Below are 19,066 nucleotides of genomic sequence, written 5' to 3' on the forward strand. Positions count from 1 at the left end.
ATGGACGACATCGCACGCACCGGACCGATCACCGTCACCCCGTTCGTCGCTTGGCCTGGCGCGGTGATCGTGCGCTGGCGGCACTACGAACCGTTGTTGTACGGCGTTCTGCGCAACCGCATCCCGATCCCACTGCGCCACTGGGACACCGGCCACAACGGCTGGGTCGTGAGTCCCGAAGCCGTGCCGCTGCTCCGTGAGGGGCTGGAGCCGTGGGGAGACGCCGTGATTTGGGGCCGCATGGACGGCGAGCCCAAGACCGAGAGGAAGAAGAAGAAGCGATGAGCACCGTCGAAGAACACCGCCGGGGCATCCTCCGCGAGCTGTTGATCCGTGGTGGGACGATGCCCGTGCCAACGGAGATGAGCGTCGAGCTGGTGGACGGTCTGGGCCTGCTCACGCGCCACGACCAGGTGCGCGAGGACGGCCACACGCTGCGCCTCGTCAACCCGCCGCGCATCCAAGACCTCGACGCCGACGACCGCGCGACGGCGCTGCTCGTCATGCAGCGTGTGCTGATCGGAGCCGAGGGAAAGCCACGCGGGATCGGGGACGGAGCCGGACAGCTCGCCGAGCTGCTCGGCGACAAGCAGCGGGCCGCGCGCGTGCACCGCGCGGCGATGTCCGCGCTGACCGAGGACGGACTCGTCCGCGCCGCCGACGGACGGGTCACCGACACTTCCGGGCCGCTGCACCGGCAAGGGCGATCAGCGGCGCCGACGACGGTGACGGCACTGGAGCCGAGCACCCCGACCCCCGTGGAGCCCGCGCCGGTCGCACCGAAGCCCGCGCCGGTCGTCAAGCAGGCGACGGTGGAGAAGCCGGTGGCCGTCGTCGTGGAGAAGGCAGCCGCGCCGGTCGTCAAGCAGCCGCCGACCCCCGTCACCCCGCAGCCGGTGGCCGCGCCGACCACGACCGCGCTCATCCCGTCCCGCGCCGAGGCGACCCTGGAGCGGATCGCCGACGCCCTGGAGCGGAGCACCGTGCTCCAAGCCGACACCGCTGGGCGCGTCGGCATGGGCTCCGAGGTTCAGTACAGCGCGGACGCTGCACGCCTCGCGCTCGCGCAGCATGTGGCCGTCCTGATCGGCGCCCACGGGCCGATCACCCGCAGCGAGCTGACCGCTAACCGGCTTTCGAAAGCGCAGAGGGATACAGCCAGCGCAGCTCTAGCGTACGCGGTTGGAGTTGGTGCGCTCCGGCTCTCGCATCGGCGTTATCACCTCGTCGATGCGTCGAGGTTGGGATGGACGCCGGGCGGTTTCGAGCAGGCCGTCGCCGAGCAGAGGGCAGCCGCTCAGATGCGCGCGAAGGCGCTCGCTGATCGGCAGGCGCGCGCTGACGCCGCGCTGGTGAACCGCGAGTCGGAGGCCGCGTTGCAGAGGGTGCTCGCACGATGACAGCAAACACGGGACGTGACGGAGTGGCGTCGGGGACAGACGCCATGATCACGGAGATGGACACCAGCACCGAAGGAGCAGAGATGCCGAACGCCGAGACCGCACCGCGCTATGGGCGCGGGTTCTACGTCGCCTGGTTCGCACTCTTCACGTTGATCTCGATGGCGCTCAACGGACTGCACGCCTACATCGCCATGCCCCGAGCGTGGGATGCGATGAACGACTCGATCCGCGGTTGGCTGGCGGTGTCGGGCGCGATGCCGACCTGGCTGGCCGTGACCGCCGTGGCCGTTTCGCAGATCCCGCCGGTGGCGCTGGCGTGCGCCACCAACGCGCTAGTGAAGCCCGACCCGCACACCACGAGCGGGCGCGGCACGGCGGCGCGGAGCACGACGTGGACTATCGCCGGTGGAGCGTTCGTGCTGAGCGCGATCGCCATGACCGAGCTGACGCACATGCTGCTCGGCGTCCCGCTCTATGTCGCGGCGATTATGCCGATCATCGTGGACGTCAGCATCGTCGCCGCCGTGCTTCGCCTGGAGATCCGCCGCCGCGGACACGCTGAGGAAGCGCACGTTCCCGCCGATGCGTCACCGCAGGTGGGAGCCGTGGAGCAGACCGACGACGCACCCGTGAACCGCACCGTGACGCAGCCCCCAGCGCGCCGTGAGGCGTCGCAGAGCACCCCTGTGGAGCGCGCCACGGGCCGCGTCACAACGGCCCGCGAGACGCCCCAGGAGCGCTCCGTGGCGCACCGTGATGCGAACCGCGGGGCATCGGTGACACGGCCCACGGCGCAGCAGAACCGCGTCGTGGTTCCCGATGACGTGGAGGCCGTGGCGCAGCGGATCGTGGAGCAGACGACGATCACGCAGTCCGTCGAGGTGATCGGCGACGTGCTCACCCGCCACGCCGCCGGTGAGTCGCAGCGGCGGATCGCTGGGGCGACCAGCGTGTCGGCCAGCACGGTCGGGCGGATCGTCAACGCCGCAGCGGAAGTGCAGTACGCGGACGCCCTGGGCGGTGCCGAGGCCGACCAGGACAGCGACCAGCCCGACCCCGCGCGAGTCCTCGCCGCCGTCGGCTGATCGCCGATACGCTCAACCCGAAGCCCCGCCACAATCCCCCCTGTGGCGGGGCTTCTTCATGCGCGGGTTTGGGTCGGTTTGGGTTCCAAGTTTGGGTTCTTGGCGCAGCAGCCGCGAAATCGTGGTGTTTGCGTTCCCGAAACTAGCTCTGAGCTGCACGAACAGAGCATCACGGGAGAGCTGAAATTGCAGCCTCCTGCCGCCGATCCTTGGGTTCGGTTGGGTCAGATGTTTGGGTTCGCGTGGGTCGCCCTCGCGGCGTTCCCGACCCCGTTTCAGAGTTTGCTACACGCCGAGCGCGGCGAACACCGCGGACCGTCGCCGACACCGCAGATCAAGTACGGCTCGCCAGCTCTCACGGCACTAATCACCGCAGGTCACATGATGTCGTCACCGGGGGTAGCACGCCCAGAAGGGTGGTTTTGGAGAAGCCCGGTACCCTCCACTTTAAGCGCCTGCCTTCGGCGGCATTTATCTCTAAAGGAGTTTGCTATGAGTATCCACGACATCCCCCTGGCCCCCGCCGCCGACTGCGGCGGCGTCCACTGCCCGACGCTGCATGAAGTGGTCGGGGTCGGCTCCCCTGGCACCACTGGCGCCCTGGATCAAGTCGCCGAGTACCTCAACGCGATGGGGAGTCACGTCCCCTGGTACGCGACCCCTGGAGCCGTCGTCGCGCTCATCACGATCACCGTGATGACGCTGATGCTGGCTGGGCTGATCGGCTACCGCGTCCACGCCGCGCGGAGTGCACGATGAACCGCTGCGCCGTGGCGCTCGGCGCCTTCGTCCTCACTGCCGGATTCGCCGTCGCCGTTCCGACCCCGATGGCGAGCGCGAGCCCGTGCGAGAGCGGCCAGATCCCGTTCATCGAAAAGACGACTGGGCGCGTCACGTGCATGACCTGCCCAGCGGGGACCACAGCGCTCCCCAGCGGCTGGTGCCAGCGCAACGGAACCGGCCGCGCGCCGAGCGCACCGAGCACGTCGGAGTCGCGCGGTGGAGGGAGCGCCACGACATGACGTACCCAAGCGATCCCGCCTACGCAGAGGACTACAACGGGTACACCGACGGCGCGCCCGACCACGCCGCTGGATACCCCGTCAGGCGCCCGAGGCTTTGGCACGCGCTCGCGCTCGCTGCCGTAACGGCGTGGGTGTTGATGTCGTTGATCCGGCCGTCCAGTTGTGACGCGCTCGCCGCGAACTCGCCGAGCATCCCGATGCCGACCCCACCGACCACCACGGCGCCCGCCTGGGCCGATTCGCCAGTGACGATCTCCGCGCGTCCCGGAGCCACCGCAGACGGATTCGCGCAGTGCCAGGTGCTCGGCACCCGGCTGGAGCGGCTGGAGTGCTTGACGGACAGCGATCAGATATACCCCGTGCCGCAATACGAATCGTGGCGCTCGGCGTCGGCGAGCGCGGAGTCGAGCTACGCCAGCGCCACCTCGTCGGCGGCGTCGGCCCAGGCGTCAGCAAACTCCGCGCACCGCGCGGCGGTGGACAAGTGCCAGGGCTCGCGGGGCGGGTTCTCGGGCGTCCTGCAGTGGCTGGCGATCATCCTGAGCATCGGCTCGGTGATCATCGGATGGCGACGCATGAAGGTCTACGTAAAGCACAAGCGGGACTGTCTCGCGGTCGACCAGTTCGACCGCACATATCCCGAGGGGGAGGAGTGGCGGGCTCGCCACGAGGAGTTGGAGGCGGTCGTCCCAGCCGCGTATGACGCGGCCAGCGAAGCATTTTCGCAGCGCATCCACTGGTTCGGCGGCAACCCAGTTGCCGACGAAGGGCGGGCTGATCGCTACCACGACGTCGCCACGCGAGCGAACGCTGAGAGGAAGCGTCGCCTCGGCGGCGGATGGGTGCCTGGCATGGGTGGCGACGGCGATCTGCCCGAACCGAAACTGCCGCCGCAGACTCCCGCAACCCCGACCGCGCAGAGCGCCGGTGATTGGCGCGCGGCGCTCGCATCCGACAGTGAGGACTGGTGAACATGAACCCCCTGCTGAACCGCAACACCGTGACCGCCCTGGCCGCGCTGTCCGGCACCCTCGCCGTCTGGACGGCGACCGCGACCAACTTGGGAGCGTCCTCCGCGCTCCGTCACGTCGCGACCACGGCGGTGCTGGCCGTCGTCTCCGTCGCGCTGTGGATGCTGCGACCCGAGGATGACGACCAGCCGCCACGGCCCACCTACCGGCGCGGGCCGTCCCTCCGCGAGCGCCTGGCCGCGCTCACGCAACCAGCACCGCTCCCACACCGGCCCGCCTCGCGGTACCCGGGCCACGGCGCACCCCCTGCACCAGCTCCGTCGCCGACCCCTGAGCCCACCTCGTACCCCGAACCGCCGACCCCTGAGCCCGCACCACCGGCAGCGCCGACCTTCCGCGCCGACGGCGAGTTCAGCCATCTCGATTCGGTCTTCGGGCACGACAAAGACGGAGGCCAGTGACCATGGGCGTAGGACGGTTCCTGCTTGACACGGGTGTAGAAGCCGCCAAGTGGAAGATGATGGGGCCAGGCGCGAGGGGCACCCACAACCGCTTGGCGATGGACGCCGCGCTCCAGCACCAACGGCACCAAATCTCTGCGGTGTACAACGGGCCGAAGGAGGAGCAGGCGGCGGCGGAACGCGCCGCGAAGGAGCAGCAAAGGCAGCACGAAGCATGGGAAAAGCAGCGCCGAGCCGAGCTGGCCGAGCAGGAAAAAGCGGCCTGGCGCGAATGGGCCGCAGCCCCGCGCTACAGCGGCGGGAACAGCCACCCCGACCCGATCCGCGTGCTACATCACCGCGCGGGGAAAGTGCCGGTGGCAGTGCTCCCACCGCCGGACAGCGGCGATCCCGCGCTCATCAACGGCGCCCGCGCCCTGGTTCACCAGCGGCCCGAGCTGGCGACGGACGAGCGGTTCATGGAGAAAGCGCGGCTGGCCGACGCCGCGTGGCCTGATGTGCGGAGCCGCTACGGATCGCTGCTGGCCGCGATCCGCGACGAAGCGTGGTGGGCGTCCGTGTGCGCCCCCGTCGCAGCGGGCACGCCGCACGTCGCTATCCGCGTGGACAGCGAGCACGCATGGACTGGGCAGTACGCCACTGGACGCGAGAAGATCGTCACTTACGACCTCCCCGTCGTCGCCGGGCTCAAGGTCGCCGGTGATGGTCTTCGCATCCGCATCGCGCCGCGCGTAGGCGACAACGGGGCGAGGTGGAAGAAATCCCTGGAGCACATTCGCGCGGCTTTCAAGGCCGTCGGCGCGCCCGCCGGGAACATGTCGATCACCGAGGACGGCAGCGGCGCCATCGTGATACGACTCAACGACCGTGATCCGCTCTCCGATGCGGTGCAGATCGACCACATCTACGACCCCGAGCGGTTCCGCTCCCTGCTGGGTGTGACGGCCTCGGGTGAACCCGCGTGGATCACCTGGAAGGGGTCGTCGGGACTCGTGGTGGGCGGAGTGCCGGGATCGGGCAAAACGGCGTCGATGCTTCCCGTTTTCGCTGCCATGCGCGGCGAGGTGGAGCTGCACATCTTCGACGGGAAGTCGGGCTTCGACTTGCATCCGTTGAGGCATATCGCGGCGACGTATGACCGCAGCGGCGACGTCGCGGCGCCGCTGGAGACCCTGCGCCGTCTCGACCGGCTGCGGGTGGAGCGGGCCGAGGCGCTCTACGCGCGCGAGGGAATCAACAACTTCTGGAACTCCGACTTGGCGACCCGCCGCCGCCTGGGCGTCAAGCCGGTGTTCGTCGTGCTCGACGAGGTGCAGACGTGGACGGACACCGGCGGTATGGACAAGGCGACCAAGGCCGTCGCCGAGGAGATCACCGCGCTGATCCGCACGCTGATCCAGAAGGGCCGCAGCGCGGGCATCGTGACGATCCTGACCACACAGAAGCCAGACGCGACGACGATCCCGACGAAAGTGCGCGACAACGCCGCGCTGAAGCTGGCTTTCAAGGTCAGCACCCCCGAGCAGGCCATCACGATCCTCGGAAAGCAAGCGCCAGACGCACCCGATCCGACCGAAATCCCGATGAGCGCCAAGGGGCGGTTCGTGATGGAAACCGAGGGGCAGGGAACCATCCTCGGACAGGCCGGGTACCGCGATCCCGACGACCTCGAATCGGAACTGGCCGACGCCGAGCCAGTGGAGGATCAGGCAGCGGTGGCCGAGCGGCTGACGGCCCCCGAACCCACGACCGCCCCCGTGCTGACCGTGGTTCCCGACGTCGTGGAGCCTGCACCCGTGCCGACCCCCGACCCGCTGGCCGCGCTGATCCCGAGCGCCGAGGAAATCGCGCAGATGACGGTCGCCGAGCGCATCGAGGTCATGCGTCTCGTCGCGCAGCTTCGGGGCAGCGATCCCGCCCCCGTGGTGGAGGTTCCCGCCGCGATGGTCGAGCCATCCGAGCTAGTGAAGCCCACACGGCGCACCCGCGCGGCCAAGACCGCCGAGACCGTCGTCAACGACACCCCCGATTTCTGAGAAGGACTGAGCAGTGACCCGCACCGTTTTCGCCGTGGACGTGACCACGAGCGTCGTCAGCATCGCCCGCGTGCAGGAGACCGACGGCCCCGCGATTCCAGCAGTGAGCTGGATCGACCCGCCGTCGTTCGGCGGGTCGCACCGCCCCCTGACGACCTGGCAGAAAGCCTGCGAGGTGGCCGACGAGGTGGTCGCCAAGATCACCTCAGCGGGAAACCCCACGATGGTGGTCATGGCAAAGCAGCAGTGGGGGCCGACAGCGCCGTGGAAACTGCGGGGGAACTCGCGGGCGTCGCTCCCAGGTGACCCGAGCGCACAGCGCCGCATCCAGATCCACACGCTGATCGAAGACCGGCTGCACCGCCTCGGCGTGCCCGTCGCCGAGTTTCCCTACGTCACGGCCTTGAAGTGGGCCAGGGGCTACGGCGAGAAGGGGCGCGGCGGTGAGGTGATGACCGCGCTGACCGACTACGTGGCCTCCACCTGGGGAATCGAGCAGCGCACCGAGATCGGACGGGACGGCAAACCGCACACCCGCAGCTTCCGTCCAGCAGTGGCCGTCCTCGCCGCCATCGGCGCGATGGCTGTCGGTGTTGAGGTGGCGGGGATCGAGGTCACGGACGCCCGCCTGGGGATGCTGGACGCGGCCAAGAACGCGATGATCCAGTGGCCCGCCGAGTTCGTCCCGCCGTCCACCCCCGCGTCGTGGGATGAGCGCAGGAGGCATCCCGAGGTGCTCACCGTCGGGGTTTGACCCGACAACGGGCGCAGACGCGCCCCAGGCGGCTGCGCCGCCCGATCCGTGCAACCCTGCACCCGCGGGCGGCGATCCGCGTCGCCCATCGACGCCCAGGAGGAGCCATGTCCGATCAACCCGCCGCAGCTAAGAAGTTCTGCATCGAGCCCCACAACGAACGCACCGATACCGCGACGTCGATGCCGCCGAAGAACGACGACGACCCGCCGCGCCTGGGAGCCCGGCTTCGCATGCCTATGCAGGGAGACGCCGAGGGTCGCTGACCCCGAGACAGCACCAGGGCGCGCCGTCATGCTGGCACGCCGACACGCCCTGCTGCTGGCCTCCACGGAAACAGCCGTCAGCGGGGTTACCTTGACGCCGTGACCGCACCCGCAGAGACCATGACCAAGCTGACGATCCGCCTCGACACCGCGCTGCACAAGAGGATCAGGATTGCGGGGATCGAGCACGACGTGAGCGTGCAAACCCTGGTGACAGAAGCGATCGAGAAACACCTCTCCACCCTCGGCGCGTGATCCTCGACCTGTTCTCTGGCGCGGGCGGCTGGCTGGAGGGTCTGCTTACCCTGCATCCTGGCACCGATCACCTCGGCGTCGAAATCGACCCCGACGCGGTGACGACCTCGCGCGCCGCCGGACACACGGTGATCGCCGCTGACATCACCGCGCTCGACCCCGCGACGTTTGGCCCGATCATCGGCATGACTGGCAGCCCACCGTGCCAGCCGTTCTCGGTGGCTGGTGCTGGTGAAGGACGGGCCGCGCTCGACAGAGTGGTGAGTGCCGTGCGCGGTCGCCTACCGCGACTCGACGCCAAGACACGGCTCACGGTTGAACCGCTGCGGTGGGTGAAAGCGCTGACCCCCGAGTGGATCTGCATGGAGCAGGTGGTGCCCGTCTTGCCCGTGTGGAGGGTCTACGCGGAGAGGCTCGAAGCGCTGGGCTACCACGCCGTGACTGGTGTGCTGACCGCCGCCGATTACGGCGTCCCGCAGGATCGGCGCCGCGCGGTGCTCATCGCCAGCCGTGTGGGCGAGGTTCGGCTCCCCGAACCGACGGCTCGCGTGAGCATGGGCACGGCGTTGGGAATCAGGGATGACCGGGTATTGCGATCCAACTACTCGGGACACGTCGCGGGCGGGGGAAGGACGGCAGCAGAGCGGGGCCGGACTATCCGGCGGCTCGACGAGCCCGCCGTGACGATCACCCGCCGCGCGCCTCAATGGCAGTGGCCTGACGGGAGGCGAGTCACGCTCACGCCAGCGGAGTGCGGTGTCCTGCAAGGATTCCCGCGTGACTACCCGTGGTCGGGCACGGTCAGCGCGCAGCGGTTGCAGGCGGGCAACGCGGTTCCGCCTGGGCTGGCCGCACCGCTCATTCGCGCGGCGAGTCACCCCGTCGGACGCAAGCCGAAGCCGAGCATGACCGAACTCAGCGTTCGCATCCCGAGCGACCTCCACAAGCGGCTGCGACTGGCCGCTGTCGAACAGGGCGTGTCAGCGGGAGCACTTGCGGCAGAGGCACTCTCAGCGATCAGGTGAGGTACCGCACGACGGCCAACCGAAGTCGCGCATCCACCCACTCTGCCGCCGCGCCCTCCAAGAAATCCCGCAGCTCATCCGCCCCCGAAAACGCGGTCACCGGCACCGCCAACCACCGCGACGCTTGCCGCCGTGCCGACACCAGATCCGCGTAGGTCTCCCGCAGCTCATCGAACGCCCCACGCCGCGAGACTGGCGGCACATCGGCAGCCGTCAGCTCACCACCGGCGGCGAGAAACGCGGCCAACCTGGCATGGAGGTCGTCGGCGTCGGACACCTGCTGAGCATCCCACGCTGGGGAGGCTGGGACATGATTATGCGAGGTCAAGCGGCCAAACGCGCCTGAAGCGCCTCCGCCAGCACCCGCCTCTCCGCAGCGTGGCCCCGACGATCCTCAATGTCGGCCAGCCGCGCAGAGATCGCCGCCAGAGACCGCCCCGCGCACCAGCGCGCGGCATCCCGTTCCTGCTCTTGCTGGGCAGCCCTGTACCGAGCAGCGCACGCCCGGTTGTCAGCTCGCCGTAGCGACACCGCTTCGGCCAGCGCGATCTTCTCGGCGCGGGTAGTCGGGGTCGGGCGGCGCCCGCCGCTGCACGGGCAACGGTGGCCACCCTGGGCGATTGCTTTGCACATGGGGACATCGTGGCGTCAAGCAGGGAAAATCATGTCCCAGGCGTGCGCGCCCGGGTGACGAGTAGGTGGGTAGCGCACCACTCCCGCCGAGCCCGACCGCTCCACGGGACACGGTGCAACTTCTCTGGCTGCCCGCGGTCATCCCGACCCACGGTGCTCATAGCTCGATGCTCGTTTCCGGTGCGCGCTGGAGGGGTCATCCCGATCCGCGACTTTTGGTGCGGGGCACGAGTGAAAAGTGAAGTGGCCCCTGCATCGTGGGTGATGCAGGGGCCGTGTCACGGGGGCATATCCCGCTACTTCGTCGTGCTGGTGTTGGACTCAGCCAGGCCGTCCACGACTTCGTACTCGATGCCGTGTGCGGCCAGTGCGCGCAGCGTGGGGCTCTCACATGTGCATGGGCTCGATACCATGTCAATCACCTCCTCTCGCAGCGTGTGGGGATGGGTAGCAGTGAATGGGGCCGCGTCGGAAGCGCGGCCCCGCTGCTGTTCTCAGGCCGCGCGGCGCTCCAGCTCGACCAGCTCGCACTCGTCGAGCAGGTTGCGCGGGACCGACGAGAGCCGGTGAGCGGTGACGACGACCGAAACACCAGTACCGCGCCCGCGCCCACGCTCGGCGATCCGCCCCACCTGCTCCCACTGCTCGCGGGTCAGGTGGTCAGCCGGGTCGATCACCAGCAGCAGCGGGATCGGCACCTGGCGTGGCAAGCTCAGCCGCTCGGAGAGCGATTCGTCAGCGATCCGGGACTCCATGAGGTCGCGCGCCGTGGTCACCAGCGCGCGGTCGAGTCCGTCCCATTCCCGTTCGTGGTGTTCGTTCGGGATCAGCACGGCTACGTGCCCGCCGTTGGAGACGTGCTCGCGGGCGAGTTCCCGTGCGGTGGTGGTCAACCCCGACCCAGGGACGCCGACGATGATCGTTGATTCGGTCATTTTTCCTTCTCCTTACCCCGCCACGTTCGGGCGGGAAGCTGTTGCGTGGTGGTGGATTTCACAGCCACTCCACCGATTTCGTCCACACGAACCGCCCCCGCCCACGGGGACGTGGGAAGCTCAGCACCACCATCCCGTTCTCGCTCACATGATCCACGCGGCACTCCCTCGCTGGCCCCGTGGGCGGGACGGCCATGATGGTCGTGCCAGGGATCAGCTCAGCGGTGCTGGTCATGGGAGCCACACGTCCGGCGGGTCGATGGCGTCGCGGAGCGCGGCGATCAGCTCGTCATTGGTCAGGTAATCGTCGCTCGGGTTGGGATCGTCGACCGGAGCATCGCCCGCCAGCCAGTGCTTCACGCCGCAGCGGTAGATGGTCTCAACGTGATCCAGCGTGACCTCGGGGCGCACCGCTACGGGTTCGATGATTTCGCGGACTTCGTGGACGACGCTGAGCCAGAGCAACAGCGAGTCCATGTACGGGTCGCTGCTGGTGCCCGGGTTGCGGAAGCGGGTGCGGACGACGAGCCCGAAGAGGTGCCCGGCGGCTTCGGCAACGGTGTCGTGGTCGGATTTCTTGCTCATGGTCAGTTCCTCGCAGGCGTCGGGATATAGGTGTCGGTCGCGATGTGGCCGATGGTCACTGGGGTGACGAAGCCACCCAGCACCAGACGGTCGATCGCGCTCTGGACGGTCTCAAGCTCCATGCGGGTGTACGCCGCTGCGGTGAGCGGGCGCAGGCCCGTCGGCTCGCAGAGATCCAGCGCCGCGTAGACGATCAAGTCGCTCAGCGAATCCCCGTCCCCGCCACGACATTGCGCAGCGAGGCTTTGATAGGCGCCCCTGTTCATCGTTCAACTCCAACCCTCCCCGTCGTCGTCCAGGCAGACGACGCACATGCACTTCGCGCAGCGGCCTTCGAACTCCCAAGTCGCGCGATCGACGAGTTCTCCGCAGAAGCAGCAGCGACTCTGATCACAGCGCAGGCCAACGGCTTTCAGATATGCCCGCACGCCCTGATCCCAGTGCTCCTGCACCTCGTGGAGGGCGTCCTGGTGGAGGTGGGCCAGACGCCCGAGGATCGTGGGCAGAGCGCTGTCGTGGGCGAGTCGGGAGTGGATCGTGGCGCGTGCCTCCCGCACTTCCACGAGCAGCAGTAGGAGGTTCGTCCAAGCAGTGTCGTCGGCCTCGGCGCGGCAGACTGCGGTGTCCGGCTGTTCGTCGTCGGCGAGGTTTGAGAGGTGGTGCTCGGCCAAGATCGCATCACGCGCGGCCAGCACGTCGGGGTCGTAGGTCTCGTGGAAATTATCGAGCAGGTACTCGGCGTCGTGCAGGATCATCGTCACCACCCCGCCGCGAGTGACCGTTGGAGAGTGCGCGCCATACGGGTCACCAGGATCGGCACATCGGCGTCCGACGGCCCTTCGCCGCCGACGACGATCACGGTGCCCCTCAACACGTTCCGCCCTGTTTCGCGGTTCAGCCGCTTCCACAAAGCCGTGGCGATCAGGTTGATCGGTAGGCCCGCCGCGATGGAGTCGGAGTGCGCATAGAAGGCGGCGCGGAGGTCGGTGTCAGTCGTGCCGTACACCGCCTCGATTGGCCCGCCCACGATGGCCTGGTAGCCCTCGGCGTCGTCTGGCTCGACCTGCTCCGTGCGGGGTTCGCCAGACGGCGGGATCAGCAGGGCAGTGATGGTGGCGGTCATGGTTACGCCGCGCTGATCCGGTTGGCCGCGATGTAGCGCTTCACGCTGCTGAGCGGCACGTTGATCCACCGGCCGACGCGCACCCCTTCGAGTTCGCCGGACTTCACCATCGCGTACACCTGGCTGCGCGAGACGCCGAGACGCTCAGCGGCTTGCTCGGCGCGGAGCAAGTACGTGGAGTCGTCGTCCACGGCGGGAGCGGGGGTCGAGTTCGCAGCCGCGCTCACGGCGGCGTCCACCAGTTCGGCGATGCGCGAGGCGAGTTCGCTCGGTACGGTCACGGCGTTTCCTTTCGAGATGCGGGGTAACCGTGATGGTTATGGTAAAACCATATCACAAGTAGGCGGGATTCACCGTTTTTCATCTGGAGAAACCGTCTTCGTCACGGGTTTTCGGTAGTATTCGCGGCATGGCACGCCCAAAACCGCAGGTTGGAGAAACGAGTCGTGTGGTCGGGAAGAACGCAAAGAGGCTTCGTGAGCAGATGGGGCTCACGCTGGCGCAGCTCGGCGAGCGCCTGGCCGCGTTGGGGCACCCGATGAGCACGGCGTCGATCAGTGAACTGGAGCGCGGCGTGCGAAAGGCGACGGTGGACGATCTGACCGTGTTCGCCGCTGCGCTGCACGTGAGCCCAGTCGCCCTGCTGATGCCGGAGTCGATCCTGGAGGACACCGAGATGGTGAGCCTCACGGGCGTTGATCGGGCGCTGCCGATGTTGCTGCTGCCGTGGTTGCGCGGCCAGGAGCCGTTCGACGAGGGCGACCTGCGAGACCCCGATGCGGTCGAGCAGTTCCGGAGGCGGTCGCTGCCGCCGTGGGCATGGGGGAGTAGGCGATGACGGAGCGGAGGAATCTGCCGCCCGGGGTGAAGCGCAAGACCCTGGCCTCGGGCGCGATTCGCTACGAGGTTCGGGTGGACGTGCACAACCCGAACGCCGAGGGGCCGCAGCGGGAGCAGGTCAGGAAGCGCTTCAAGACCAAGGCCGAAGCCTTGGAGTTCTACAACGGCGTGCAGAGCGAAAGGGCTCGCGGCACGTTCGTGTCACCGTCAGAGATGACGGTGCAGCAAGCCGTGGACGACTGGCTCGCTGGACAGCGGATCAGGCCGAAGACCCGCAGCGCGTACATCACCGCGCTGCGTCCGGTGGTCGACGCGCTCGGGAACAAGCGGGTGCAGGCCGTGACGAAGGCCGACCTGGAGAAGGTGCGCGGCTCCCTGGAGGACGGCACCTCGACGATGGGGACGTGGAACGCCCCGACGAAGCTCAAGGGCAAGCCGGTCAGGAAGAAGTGGGCCGCGTCGAACATCAACGTCACGCTGCGGTTGGTAACCACGATCTTCAAGGACTTGCTCGACCAGGGCGTCCTGCCGCGCAACGTCGCCGAGTTGGTGAAGCGCCTGGAGACCGAGAAGCCGCCCATCGTGGTGCTGACCGACGCGCAGACCAAGCGGCTGCTGGCCGACACCGCCGAGGATCGTCTCGGCGTCGCCTGGCGGCTGGCGACGTGCGGGATGCGCCGCGGTGAAATCTGCGCCCTGCGTTGGACGGACGTGGACTTCACCGCCGGGGTCGTGAGGATCATGGAGAACCGAGTCCCGGTGAGCGGTGGCACGCACACCGGGCCTCCGAAGACGCCGACCGCGATCCGCGAGATGCCGATGCTCCCCGACGTGAAGGCCGCGCTGAAACGGGAGAAGAAGCGCCAGGCGGCGGAGCGGCTGCGCGCCGCGAACCTCTACGTCGGTCAGGGTTACGTCGTGTGCGACGAACTCGGTCGCGGACTGCACCCAGACACGCTCACGCACAAGTGGGCCGACGTGCTCGCTGAGCTGAAACTCCCGCATGTCCGTTTGCACGACGCCCGCCACGGCTTCGCCTCGCTGGCGCACGCCGCTGGGGTTCCCCTGGCGGACATCGCCGCGTGGCTGGGCCACAAGGACGGCACTTTCACGCTGCGGACGTACACCCACAGCACCGACACGGGATTGTCGAAGACCGCCGAGACGATGGGGAAGGTGTTCGGGAAGACCGCTGCGAAGGCAAAGGTGACACGGAAGTGACACAGACGGGTACACGCTCGGCGCCGCTGGGTGGACGAAACGCCAGGTCAGCGCTCCTCGGCTGATCGGAAAACGCCTGGACGCGCGTTGCGCTGCCGCCTGAAAAGCGGAAGGTCGCCGGTTCGATCCCGGCCCTGGCCACTTTGAGAACCACCTGGTGACGGGTGGTTTTTCTCGTCTCTGGGCGCTTCCGTGAGAAGGTCCCGATGACCCACAGTGACCCATTCCGGAATTAATCGCCTTCGCGGTGACCCCGATGACCCAACCGTGGGTCACTCGGAAGAGGCGGCGTCTGGCTTCGCGGTCGTGATCGAGTTCAACACCGCGGCGGCATCAGTGAGCGCGTCGTTCGTTGAGTGCGCATAGGTACGGAGAGTGAAGCCGGCATCTTGGTGCCCGAGCCATGCCGCGATCACCGCGACGGGAACGCCGCGCATGTGCATCAGCGTCGCGCAGGAGTGCCTCGCATCATGCAGCCGTACGTGCGGGAGACCGGCGGACTCGAGCGCCGACTTCCACGCCTTCGTCAACGTGTCCGGGTGCGGCGGGTGGCCGAGCTCATCGACGACCACGAGCCCTGTGTCCTTCCACTTGCTCCCGAGCGCGAGCTTCGCCTCTCGCTGCCGCTTCCGTTCCGCCTTCAACGCGCGCGCGAGATCGTCGGGCATCGGCAGAGTCCTGGTACTGGTCTTCGTCTTCGTAGCGGCGGTGACGCTGCCGCCCGAGACCGCAAGGCGCGCAGCGGCGATGGAGAGGGTGCTCTTGTCGAAGTCCACCGACGCCCAGTCGAGCGCGAGGATCTCACCGCGGCGCAGCCCGTAGACCGCGAGCTGCCACGCGACCCCGAACGTGTCGGCGGCCGTCGCGCTGAGCAGCTTCGTCACCTGCTCCGCGTCGAGGGTGTGCATCGTGGACTTCTCGGTGGGGAGACTCTTCACCAACGCGGCGGGGTTGCGGACCACGATGCCCTGCGCCATCAAGTCATCGAAGATCGAGCGGGCGCGTGCCAGCATCGGGTTGATCGAGGCCGGTGACCACGCGGCGCGCACCTGCTTCTTGTTCTTGGTCAGCTTCTCCGGCGCGTGCCAGGTGCCCATGCGGCTCGTGCCGTCGCGCAGCGCGGTGACCACCTTCTCGATGTCGTCCTTCGTCACCTGCTGCACGGGCCGATCGCCGAGCGCGTCGACCAGCGGCCGCAAGCTCGTGACGTAGGCGCTCATGGTCTTGGGTCGTATGCGCTGCCCGATCAACCACGAGTCCACGGCCTGGCGCACGGTGATCTCGCTCGGCGCGACATGGGTGCCGTGACCGAGTTCGGAGACGACAGTCGATCAGGCGGTGCCGGGAGGCACTCCGACTCCTGCCGCACCGACCGATGCCAGCGCCGCGAAGCCCGCCGATCCCGCTCCCGGTGCTCCGGCGCCGGCCCCGGGTGGAGTTCCGTCGGCGGGTACACCGGGTGCGCCGAAGCCCGCCGCGGGAGGCGGACCGAGCTCGGCGGAGTCCACCGCGGCGGGTACGAGGCAGGGTCAGCCGTCACCGTCGACCACCGCGCTCGACCCGTCTGCCGTGCGCTGACACGAGAAACAGAACACCCCGCAGCCGTGCAGGTTGCGGGGTGTTCTGTGCCGGGGTGAGGCAGGGGTAACTTCGACGCGGAGGCCTTAGCGGGCGGTAGTGAGTTCGGTGGCGAGGGCTTCGACGCGGGTGGCGATGTCGTCACGCACGAGGCGCATCCGCTCGACCCCCTCAATGCCACGTTCTGATGGCTCGTCTGTGTCCCAGTTGACCAATCGCACGCCGGCCGGCGGCTCGACAGAAACTTCGCGGCCGAGTGTGACCACCAGGTCGACGCGAGCAAGTAGGTCAGGATCGATCGGCTTCGGGACCTCACCCGTGATGTCGATACCAACTTCGGCCAGGGACTCGGCGGAGACGCTGTTGACTGCGGTGCCGGGCTCGGTACCTGCTGAGTACACGGTCACCGCGTCGCCGGCTGCCTGGCGCATCAGACCGGCGGCCATCTGTGACTTGCCGCCGTTCTTCACACACACGAACAGCACGCTCGGTGTCTTTGTGTCGGGGATGCTGTCGTGGTCGGGCATCAGTTCACGCTCCGGGAAGGGGCGGCACACACGGCCGGTGAGGGCGGAGTGAGGGTAAATCGCTTGCGCAGGGCCAGTGAGACATACACCAGGGCAACCAGAACGGGGACCTCGATCAGCGGTCCGACGACGCCGGCCAGGGCCTGCCCGGAGGTGGCGCCATAGGTGGCGATCGCGACGGCGATGGCGAGCTCGAAGTTGTTGCCCGCGGCGGTGAACGCCAGTGTGGTGGTGCGCTCGTAACCGAGGCCCATCGCTGCGCCGAGTAGGTAGCCGCCGCCCCACATGATCGCGAAGTACACCAGCAGCGGCAGCGCGATGCGGGCGACGTCCCAGGGGCGGGAGGTGATCTGCTCGCCCTGTAGGGCGAAGAGGATGACGATGGTGAATAGCAGCCCGTACAGCGCCCACGGTCCCACGCGGGGCAGGAACTTCGCCTCGTACCAGGCGCGGCTCTTTGTCTTCTCCCCGACGCGGCGCGAAAGGTAGCCGGCGAGCAGCGGGATGCCGAGGAAGATCAGCACGGATTTGGCGATCTGCCACGGCGAGGCACTGATGATCGTCTGTTCGAGGCCGAGCCAACCCGGGAGGATCGAGAGGTAGAACCAGCCGAGGACGGCGAACATGATCACCTGGAACACCGAATTCAAAGCAACGAGCACCGCGGCGGCTTCACGGTCACCGCAGGCGAGGTCGTTCCAGATGATCACCATGGCGATGCAGCGGGCCAGGCCGACGATGATGAGCCCGGTGCGGTACTCCGGCAGGTCGGGTAGGAGCAGCCAGGCGAGAGCGAACATCAGCGCCGGACCGACGATCCAGTTCAGCAGCAGCGAGCCCAACAGGAGCTTGTGATCGCCGGTGACCGTGTCGAGGCGGTCATAGCGAACCTTCGCCAGCACCGGGTACATCATGATCAACAACCCGAGGGCGATCGGCAGCGAGATGCCGTCGACCTGAATCTTTTCCAGCGCCGTGTGCAGACCGGGGATCATCCGGCCGAGCAGCAGCCCGGCCACCATCGCCGCGCCGATCCAGACTGGTAGGAACCGGTCGAGGGTAGACAGCTTGTCGATGGCCGGTTGGCCGGCGGCGGGCGCGGTCACTGCGGGCCGCAGTCGCATGCGGCGGCCGTGGCGACCTGCTCACCGCCGAAGGTCTCAGCATCGGCGAGGACGGTGTAGACCTCCCACCGCTCACCGCCCGGGCCGGTCACCCAGACCTTGTCCTGTGTGGCGAAGCAGCAGGTCGTACCGATCTCCTCCTCGGTGAACATCTCGGCCTGGGTGAGACGCGCGATCTCGGAGTGCACCGTCTCGCTGGACTCGACCTCGACGCCGAGGTGATTGAGGGTGCCGCCGTGACCGGGGTTCTCGATCAGGACCAGCTTCAGCGCGGGGTCGGCGACCGCGAAGTTCGCGTACCCGGGCTTGACCTTCGCCGGTTCGGTGTTGAAGAGCGTGGAGTAGAACGCGATCGACTCCTCCAGGTTGTCCACGTTGAGGGCGAGTTGCGTGCGGGACATGGCACCTACCTCCGTAGCTTTGAGACGTTTATCGAATCACTTCAATGACCCGTTCTACGCCACCTCTTCGACATATGTCAACGAGGTGCGTACGATCGGCTTCATGCCCAAGGCGCTGCCAGTGATCGACATGACCGACCCGGTATGCTGCGTGCCGGTCGCGGCAGCTCCGGCCGATGACACAGCGGCACTGGACGTGGCGATGCGGCTCAAAGCCTTGGCGGATCCGGTCCGCGTGAAGCTGCTATCCCTGCTGTTCACGTGCGGTGAGCCGTGCACCACAGGCTCGCTCGCTGCTGTGGTCGACCTCGCGGAGTCCACCGTGAGTCATCACCTGGGACAGCTTCGGACCGCAGGCTTCGTGACCTCGGAACGACAGGGCATGAGCGTGCACCACACGCCGCGCCGCGACGCGCTCACCGCGCTCTGCAAGGTGCTCGACCCGAGCTGCTGTTAGGTAGCCGGCGCGTCGCGTCCTTCGTCCTCGTCTTCCCACCGCTCGCCGTCGTCGCGGATGTCTTCGTCGTCGTACACTGGTCCGGTCATGCTCGTGCTCCGTCCCGGTGCGCGGCCATGTAGGCCGGATCGGCGGCGGCCACCGCGGCGGCCATGGCGTCCCGGGCCACCCGCAGCGCAGAGGCGGCCTCGTCGTAGCCGTCGGCGGATGGGTCGAGCTGCTGGAACTCGTTCAGAACTGCCAGCAGTTCGTGGAGCAGCTCCGGTGGCGTGTCCTCGGCGGCGAGCGGTTCATTCACAGCGTTCATGGGGACACCATCTGACTGCTGCCGGTGAAATGGTGTGCGCGGCGCGAGTAGCTG

25 protein-coding genes, 1 tRNA gene and 1 pseudogene are annotated in these 19,066 nt (G+C 68.0%); 15 read left to right on the top strand and 12 right to left on the bottom strand.

What is annotated here, in order from left to right; all coding sequences use genetic code 11:
• The 11 genes from L2Z93_RS02500 (at position 1) to L2Z93_RS02550 (ending at position 9,281) form a co-directional block, all read left to right on the top strand.
• Complete coding sequence (locus tag L2Z93_RS02500; protein ID WP_090590145.1) at positions 1 to 285, top strand: hypothetical protein; 285 nt, start codon at positions 1 to 3, stop codon at positions 283 to 285.
• Positions 282 to 1,400: a hypothetical protein gene (locus tag L2Z93_RS02505; protein WP_090590141.1), complete on the top strand. Its 1,119-nt coding sequence runs from the start codon at positions 282 to 284 to the stop codon at positions 1,398 to 1,400. Before L2Z93_RS02500 ends, L2Z93_RS02505 begins: the two co-directional genes overlap by 4 nt.
• Positions 1,401 to 1,456: 56 nt before the next feature.
• A complete protein-coding gene (locus tag L2Z93_RS02510; protein ID WP_128111770.1) occupies positions 1,457 to 2,488 on the top strand; it encodes a hypothetical protein in 1,032 nt (343 codons plus the stop codon).
• 492 nt (positions 2,489 to 2,980) lie between these two features.
• Positions 2,981 to 3,247: a hypothetical protein gene (locus L2Z93_RS02515; protein WP_090590134.1), complete on the top strand. Its 267-nt coding sequence runs from the start codon at positions 2,981 to 2,983 to the stop codon at positions 3,245 to 3,247.
• A gap of 136 nt (positions 3,248 to 3,383) precedes the next feature.
• A complete protein-coding gene (locus L2Z93_RS02520; protein ID WP_090590130.1) occupies positions 3,384 to 4,484 on the top strand; it encodes a hypothetical protein in 1,101 nt (366 codons plus the stop codon).
• The gene (locus L2Z93_RS02525) at positions 4,481 to 4,945 is read left to right on the top strand and encodes a hypothetical protein (RefSeq protein WP_128111769.1); all 465 of its coding nucleotides are present in this window, start codon (positions 4,481 to 4,483) and stop codon (positions 4,943 to 4,945) included. The genes L2Z93_RS02520 and L2Z93_RS02525 overlap by 4 nt, the downstream gene beginning before the upstream one ends.
• Positions 4,946 to 5,043: 98 nt before the next feature.
• On the top strand, positions 5,044 to 6,981 hold the full coding sequence (locus tag L2Z93_RS02530) for a P-loop NTPase family protein (protein WP_162561966.1): 1,938 nt from the start codon (positions 5,044 to 5,046) through the stop codon (positions 6,979 to 6,981).
• A gap of 13 nt (positions 6,982 to 6,994) precedes the next feature.
• Complete coding sequence (locus tag L2Z93_RS02535) at positions 6,995 to 7,735, top strand: hypothetical protein (protein WP_090590116.1); 741 nt, start codon at positions 6,995 to 6,997, stop codon at positions 7,733 to 7,735.
• A 107-nt stretch (positions 7,736 to 7,842) separates the two neighbouring features.
• Positions 7,843 to 8,001, top strand: coding sequence for a hypothetical protein (locus L2Z93_RS02540; RefSeq protein WP_162561964.1), 159 nt, complete (start codon positions 7,843 to 7,845; stop codon positions 7,999 to 8,001).
• Positions 8,002 to 8,100: 99 nt separating this feature from the next.
• A complete protein-coding gene (locus L2Z93_RS02545) occupies positions 8,101 to 8,256 on the top strand; it encodes a toxin-antitoxin system HicB family antitoxin (protein WP_109790706.1) in 156 nt (51 codons plus the stop codon).
• Complete coding sequence (locus L2Z93_RS02550; RefSeq protein ID WP_090590112.1) at positions 8,253 to 9,281, top strand: DNA cytosine methyltransferase; 1,029 nt, start codon at positions 8,253 to 8,255, stop codon at positions 9,279 to 9,281. The genes L2Z93_RS02545 and L2Z93_RS02550 overlap by 4 nt, the downstream gene beginning before the upstream one ends.
• Here L2Z93_RS02550 and L2Z93_RS02555 read toward each other — a convergent pair.
• From L2Z93_RS02555 to L2Z93_RS02585, 7 genes are all read right to left on the bottom strand, one after another.
• Positions 9,274 to 9,558 carry a hypothetical protein gene (locus tag L2Z93_RS02555; RefSeq protein WP_090590109.1) on the bottom strand — a complete coding sequence of 95 codons (285 nt, stop codon included), beginning with the start codon at positions 9,556 to 9,558 and terminating at the stop codon, positions 9,274 to 9,276. The two genes, L2Z93_RS02550 and L2Z93_RS02555, sit on opposite strands and share 8 nt — an antisense overlap.
• Positions 9,559 to 10,408: 850 nt before the next feature.
• Positions 10,409 to 10,849, bottom strand: coding sequence for an ATP-binding protein (locus tag L2Z93_RS02560; protein WP_099541372.1), 441 nt, complete (start codon positions 10,847 to 10,849; stop codon positions 10,409 to 10,411).
• 231 nt (positions 10,850 to 11,080) lie between these two features.
• A complete protein-coding gene (locus tag L2Z93_RS02565) occupies positions 11,081 to 11,434 on the bottom strand; it encodes a hypothetical protein (RefSeq protein WP_090590101.1) in 354 nt (117 codons plus the stop codon).
• A 2-nt stretch (positions 11,435 to 11,436) separates the two neighbouring features.
• Entirely contained in the window at positions 11,437 to 11,700 is a 264-nt protein-coding gene (locus tag L2Z93_RS02570) for a hypothetical protein (protein WP_090590097.1), read from the bottom strand.
• A gap of 3 nt (positions 11,701 to 11,703) precedes the next feature.
• Positions 11,704 to 12,189, bottom strand: coding sequence for a hypothetical protein (locus L2Z93_RS02575; RefSeq protein WP_099541375.1), 486 nt, complete (start codon positions 12,187 to 12,189; stop codon positions 11,704 to 11,706).
• A 2-nt stretch (positions 12,190 to 12,191) separates the two neighbouring features.
• The gene (locus tag L2Z93_RS02580) at positions 12,192 to 12,557 is read right to left on the bottom strand and encodes a DUF3846 domain-containing protein (protein WP_090590089.1); all 366 of its coding nucleotides are present in this window, start codon (positions 12,555 to 12,557) and stop codon (positions 12,192 to 12,194) included.
• 2 nt (positions 12,558 to 12,559) lie between these two features.
• Positions 12,560 to 12,838, bottom strand: a complete 279-nt coding sequence (locus L2Z93_RS02585; RefSeq protein WP_162561962.1) for a helix-turn-helix domain-containing protein — start codon at positions 12,836 to 12,838, stop codon at positions 12,560 to 12,562.
• Positions 12,839 to 12,966: 128 nt separating this feature from the next.
• Between L2Z93_RS02585 and L2Z93_RS02590 the strand changes: the two genes are divergently transcribed.
• The 3 genes from L2Z93_RS02590 to L2Z93_RS02600 all read left to right on the top strand — a co-directional run bounded on the left by L2Z93_RS02590 (position 12,967) and on the right by L2Z93_RS02600 (position 14,759).
• On the top strand, positions 12,967 to 13,395 hold the full coding sequence (locus tag L2Z93_RS02590) for a helix-turn-helix domain-containing protein (RefSeq protein ID WP_090590081.1): 429 nt from the start codon (positions 12,967 to 12,969) through the stop codon (positions 13,393 to 13,395).
• On the top strand, positions 13,392 to 14,618 hold the full coding sequence (locus L2Z93_RS02595; protein ID WP_090590077.1) for a tyrosine-type recombinase/integrase: 1,227 nt from the start codon (positions 13,392 to 13,394) through the stop codon (positions 14,616 to 14,618). The genes L2Z93_RS02590 and L2Z93_RS02595 overlap by 4 nt, the downstream gene beginning before the upstream one ends.
• A 41-nt stretch (positions 14,619 to 14,659) precedes the next feature.
• Positions 14,660 to 14,759 (top strand) — tRNA-Phe (locus L2Z93_RS02600).
• A gap of 131 nt (positions 14,760 to 14,890) precedes the next feature.
• On the opposite strand, the pseudogene L2Z93_RS02605 reads toward L2Z93_RS02600, so the two are convergent.
• From L2Z93_RS02605 to L2Z93_RS02620, 4 genes and pseudogenes are all read right to left on the bottom strand, one after another.
• Positions 14,891 to 15,949, bottom strand: a pseudogene (locus L2Z93_RS02605) (tyrosine-type recombinase/integrase); the annotation flags it as partial.
• Between the two features lie 333 nt (positions 15,950 to 16,282).
• The gene (locus L2Z93_RS02610) at positions 16,283 to 16,723 is read right to left on the bottom strand and encodes an arsenate-mycothiol transferase ArsC (protein ID WP_090590070.1); all 441 of its coding nucleotides are present in this window, start codon (positions 16,721 to 16,723) and stop codon (positions 16,283 to 16,285) included.
• On the bottom strand, positions 16,723 to 17,847 hold the full coding sequence (arsB, locus tag L2Z93_RS02615) for an ACR3 family arsenite efflux transporter (protein ID WP_090590066.1): 1,125 nt from the start codon (positions 17,845 to 17,847) through the stop codon (positions 16,723 to 16,725). Before arsB ends, L2Z93_RS02610 begins: the two co-directional genes overlap by 1 nt.
• Positions 17,826 to 18,248: an ArsI/CadI family heavy metal resistance metalloenzyme gene (locus L2Z93_RS02620; protein WP_090590061.1), complete on the bottom strand. Its 423-nt coding sequence runs from the start codon at positions 18,246 to 18,248 to the stop codon at positions 17,826 to 17,828. The genes arsB and L2Z93_RS02620 overlap by 22 nt, the downstream gene beginning before the upstream one ends.
• A gap of 103 nt (positions 18,249 to 18,351) precedes the next feature.
• Here L2Z93_RS02620 and L2Z93_RS02625 point away from each other — a divergent pair, with 103 nt between their 5' ends.
• Entirely contained in the window at positions 18,352 to 18,705 is a 354-nt protein-coding gene (locus L2Z93_RS02625; protein WP_090590379.1) for an Rv2640c family ArsR-like transcriptional regulator, read from the top strand.
• A gap of 85 nt (positions 18,706 to 18,790) precedes the next feature.
• Here L2Z93_RS02625 and L2Z93_RS02630 read toward each other — a convergent pair whose 3' ends face one another.
• Entirely contained in the window at positions 18,791 to 19,012 is a 222-nt protein-coding gene (locus tag L2Z93_RS02630) for a hypothetical protein (RefSeq protein ID WP_090590057.1), read from the bottom strand.
• Between the last annotated feature and the right edge of the window lie 54 nt (positions 19,013 to 19,066).

The organism is Mycolicibacterium brumae (assembly GCF_025215495.1).
GTDB lineage: Bacteria > Actinomycetota > Actinomycetes > Mycobacteriales > Mycobacteriaceae > Mycobacterium > Mycobacterium brumae.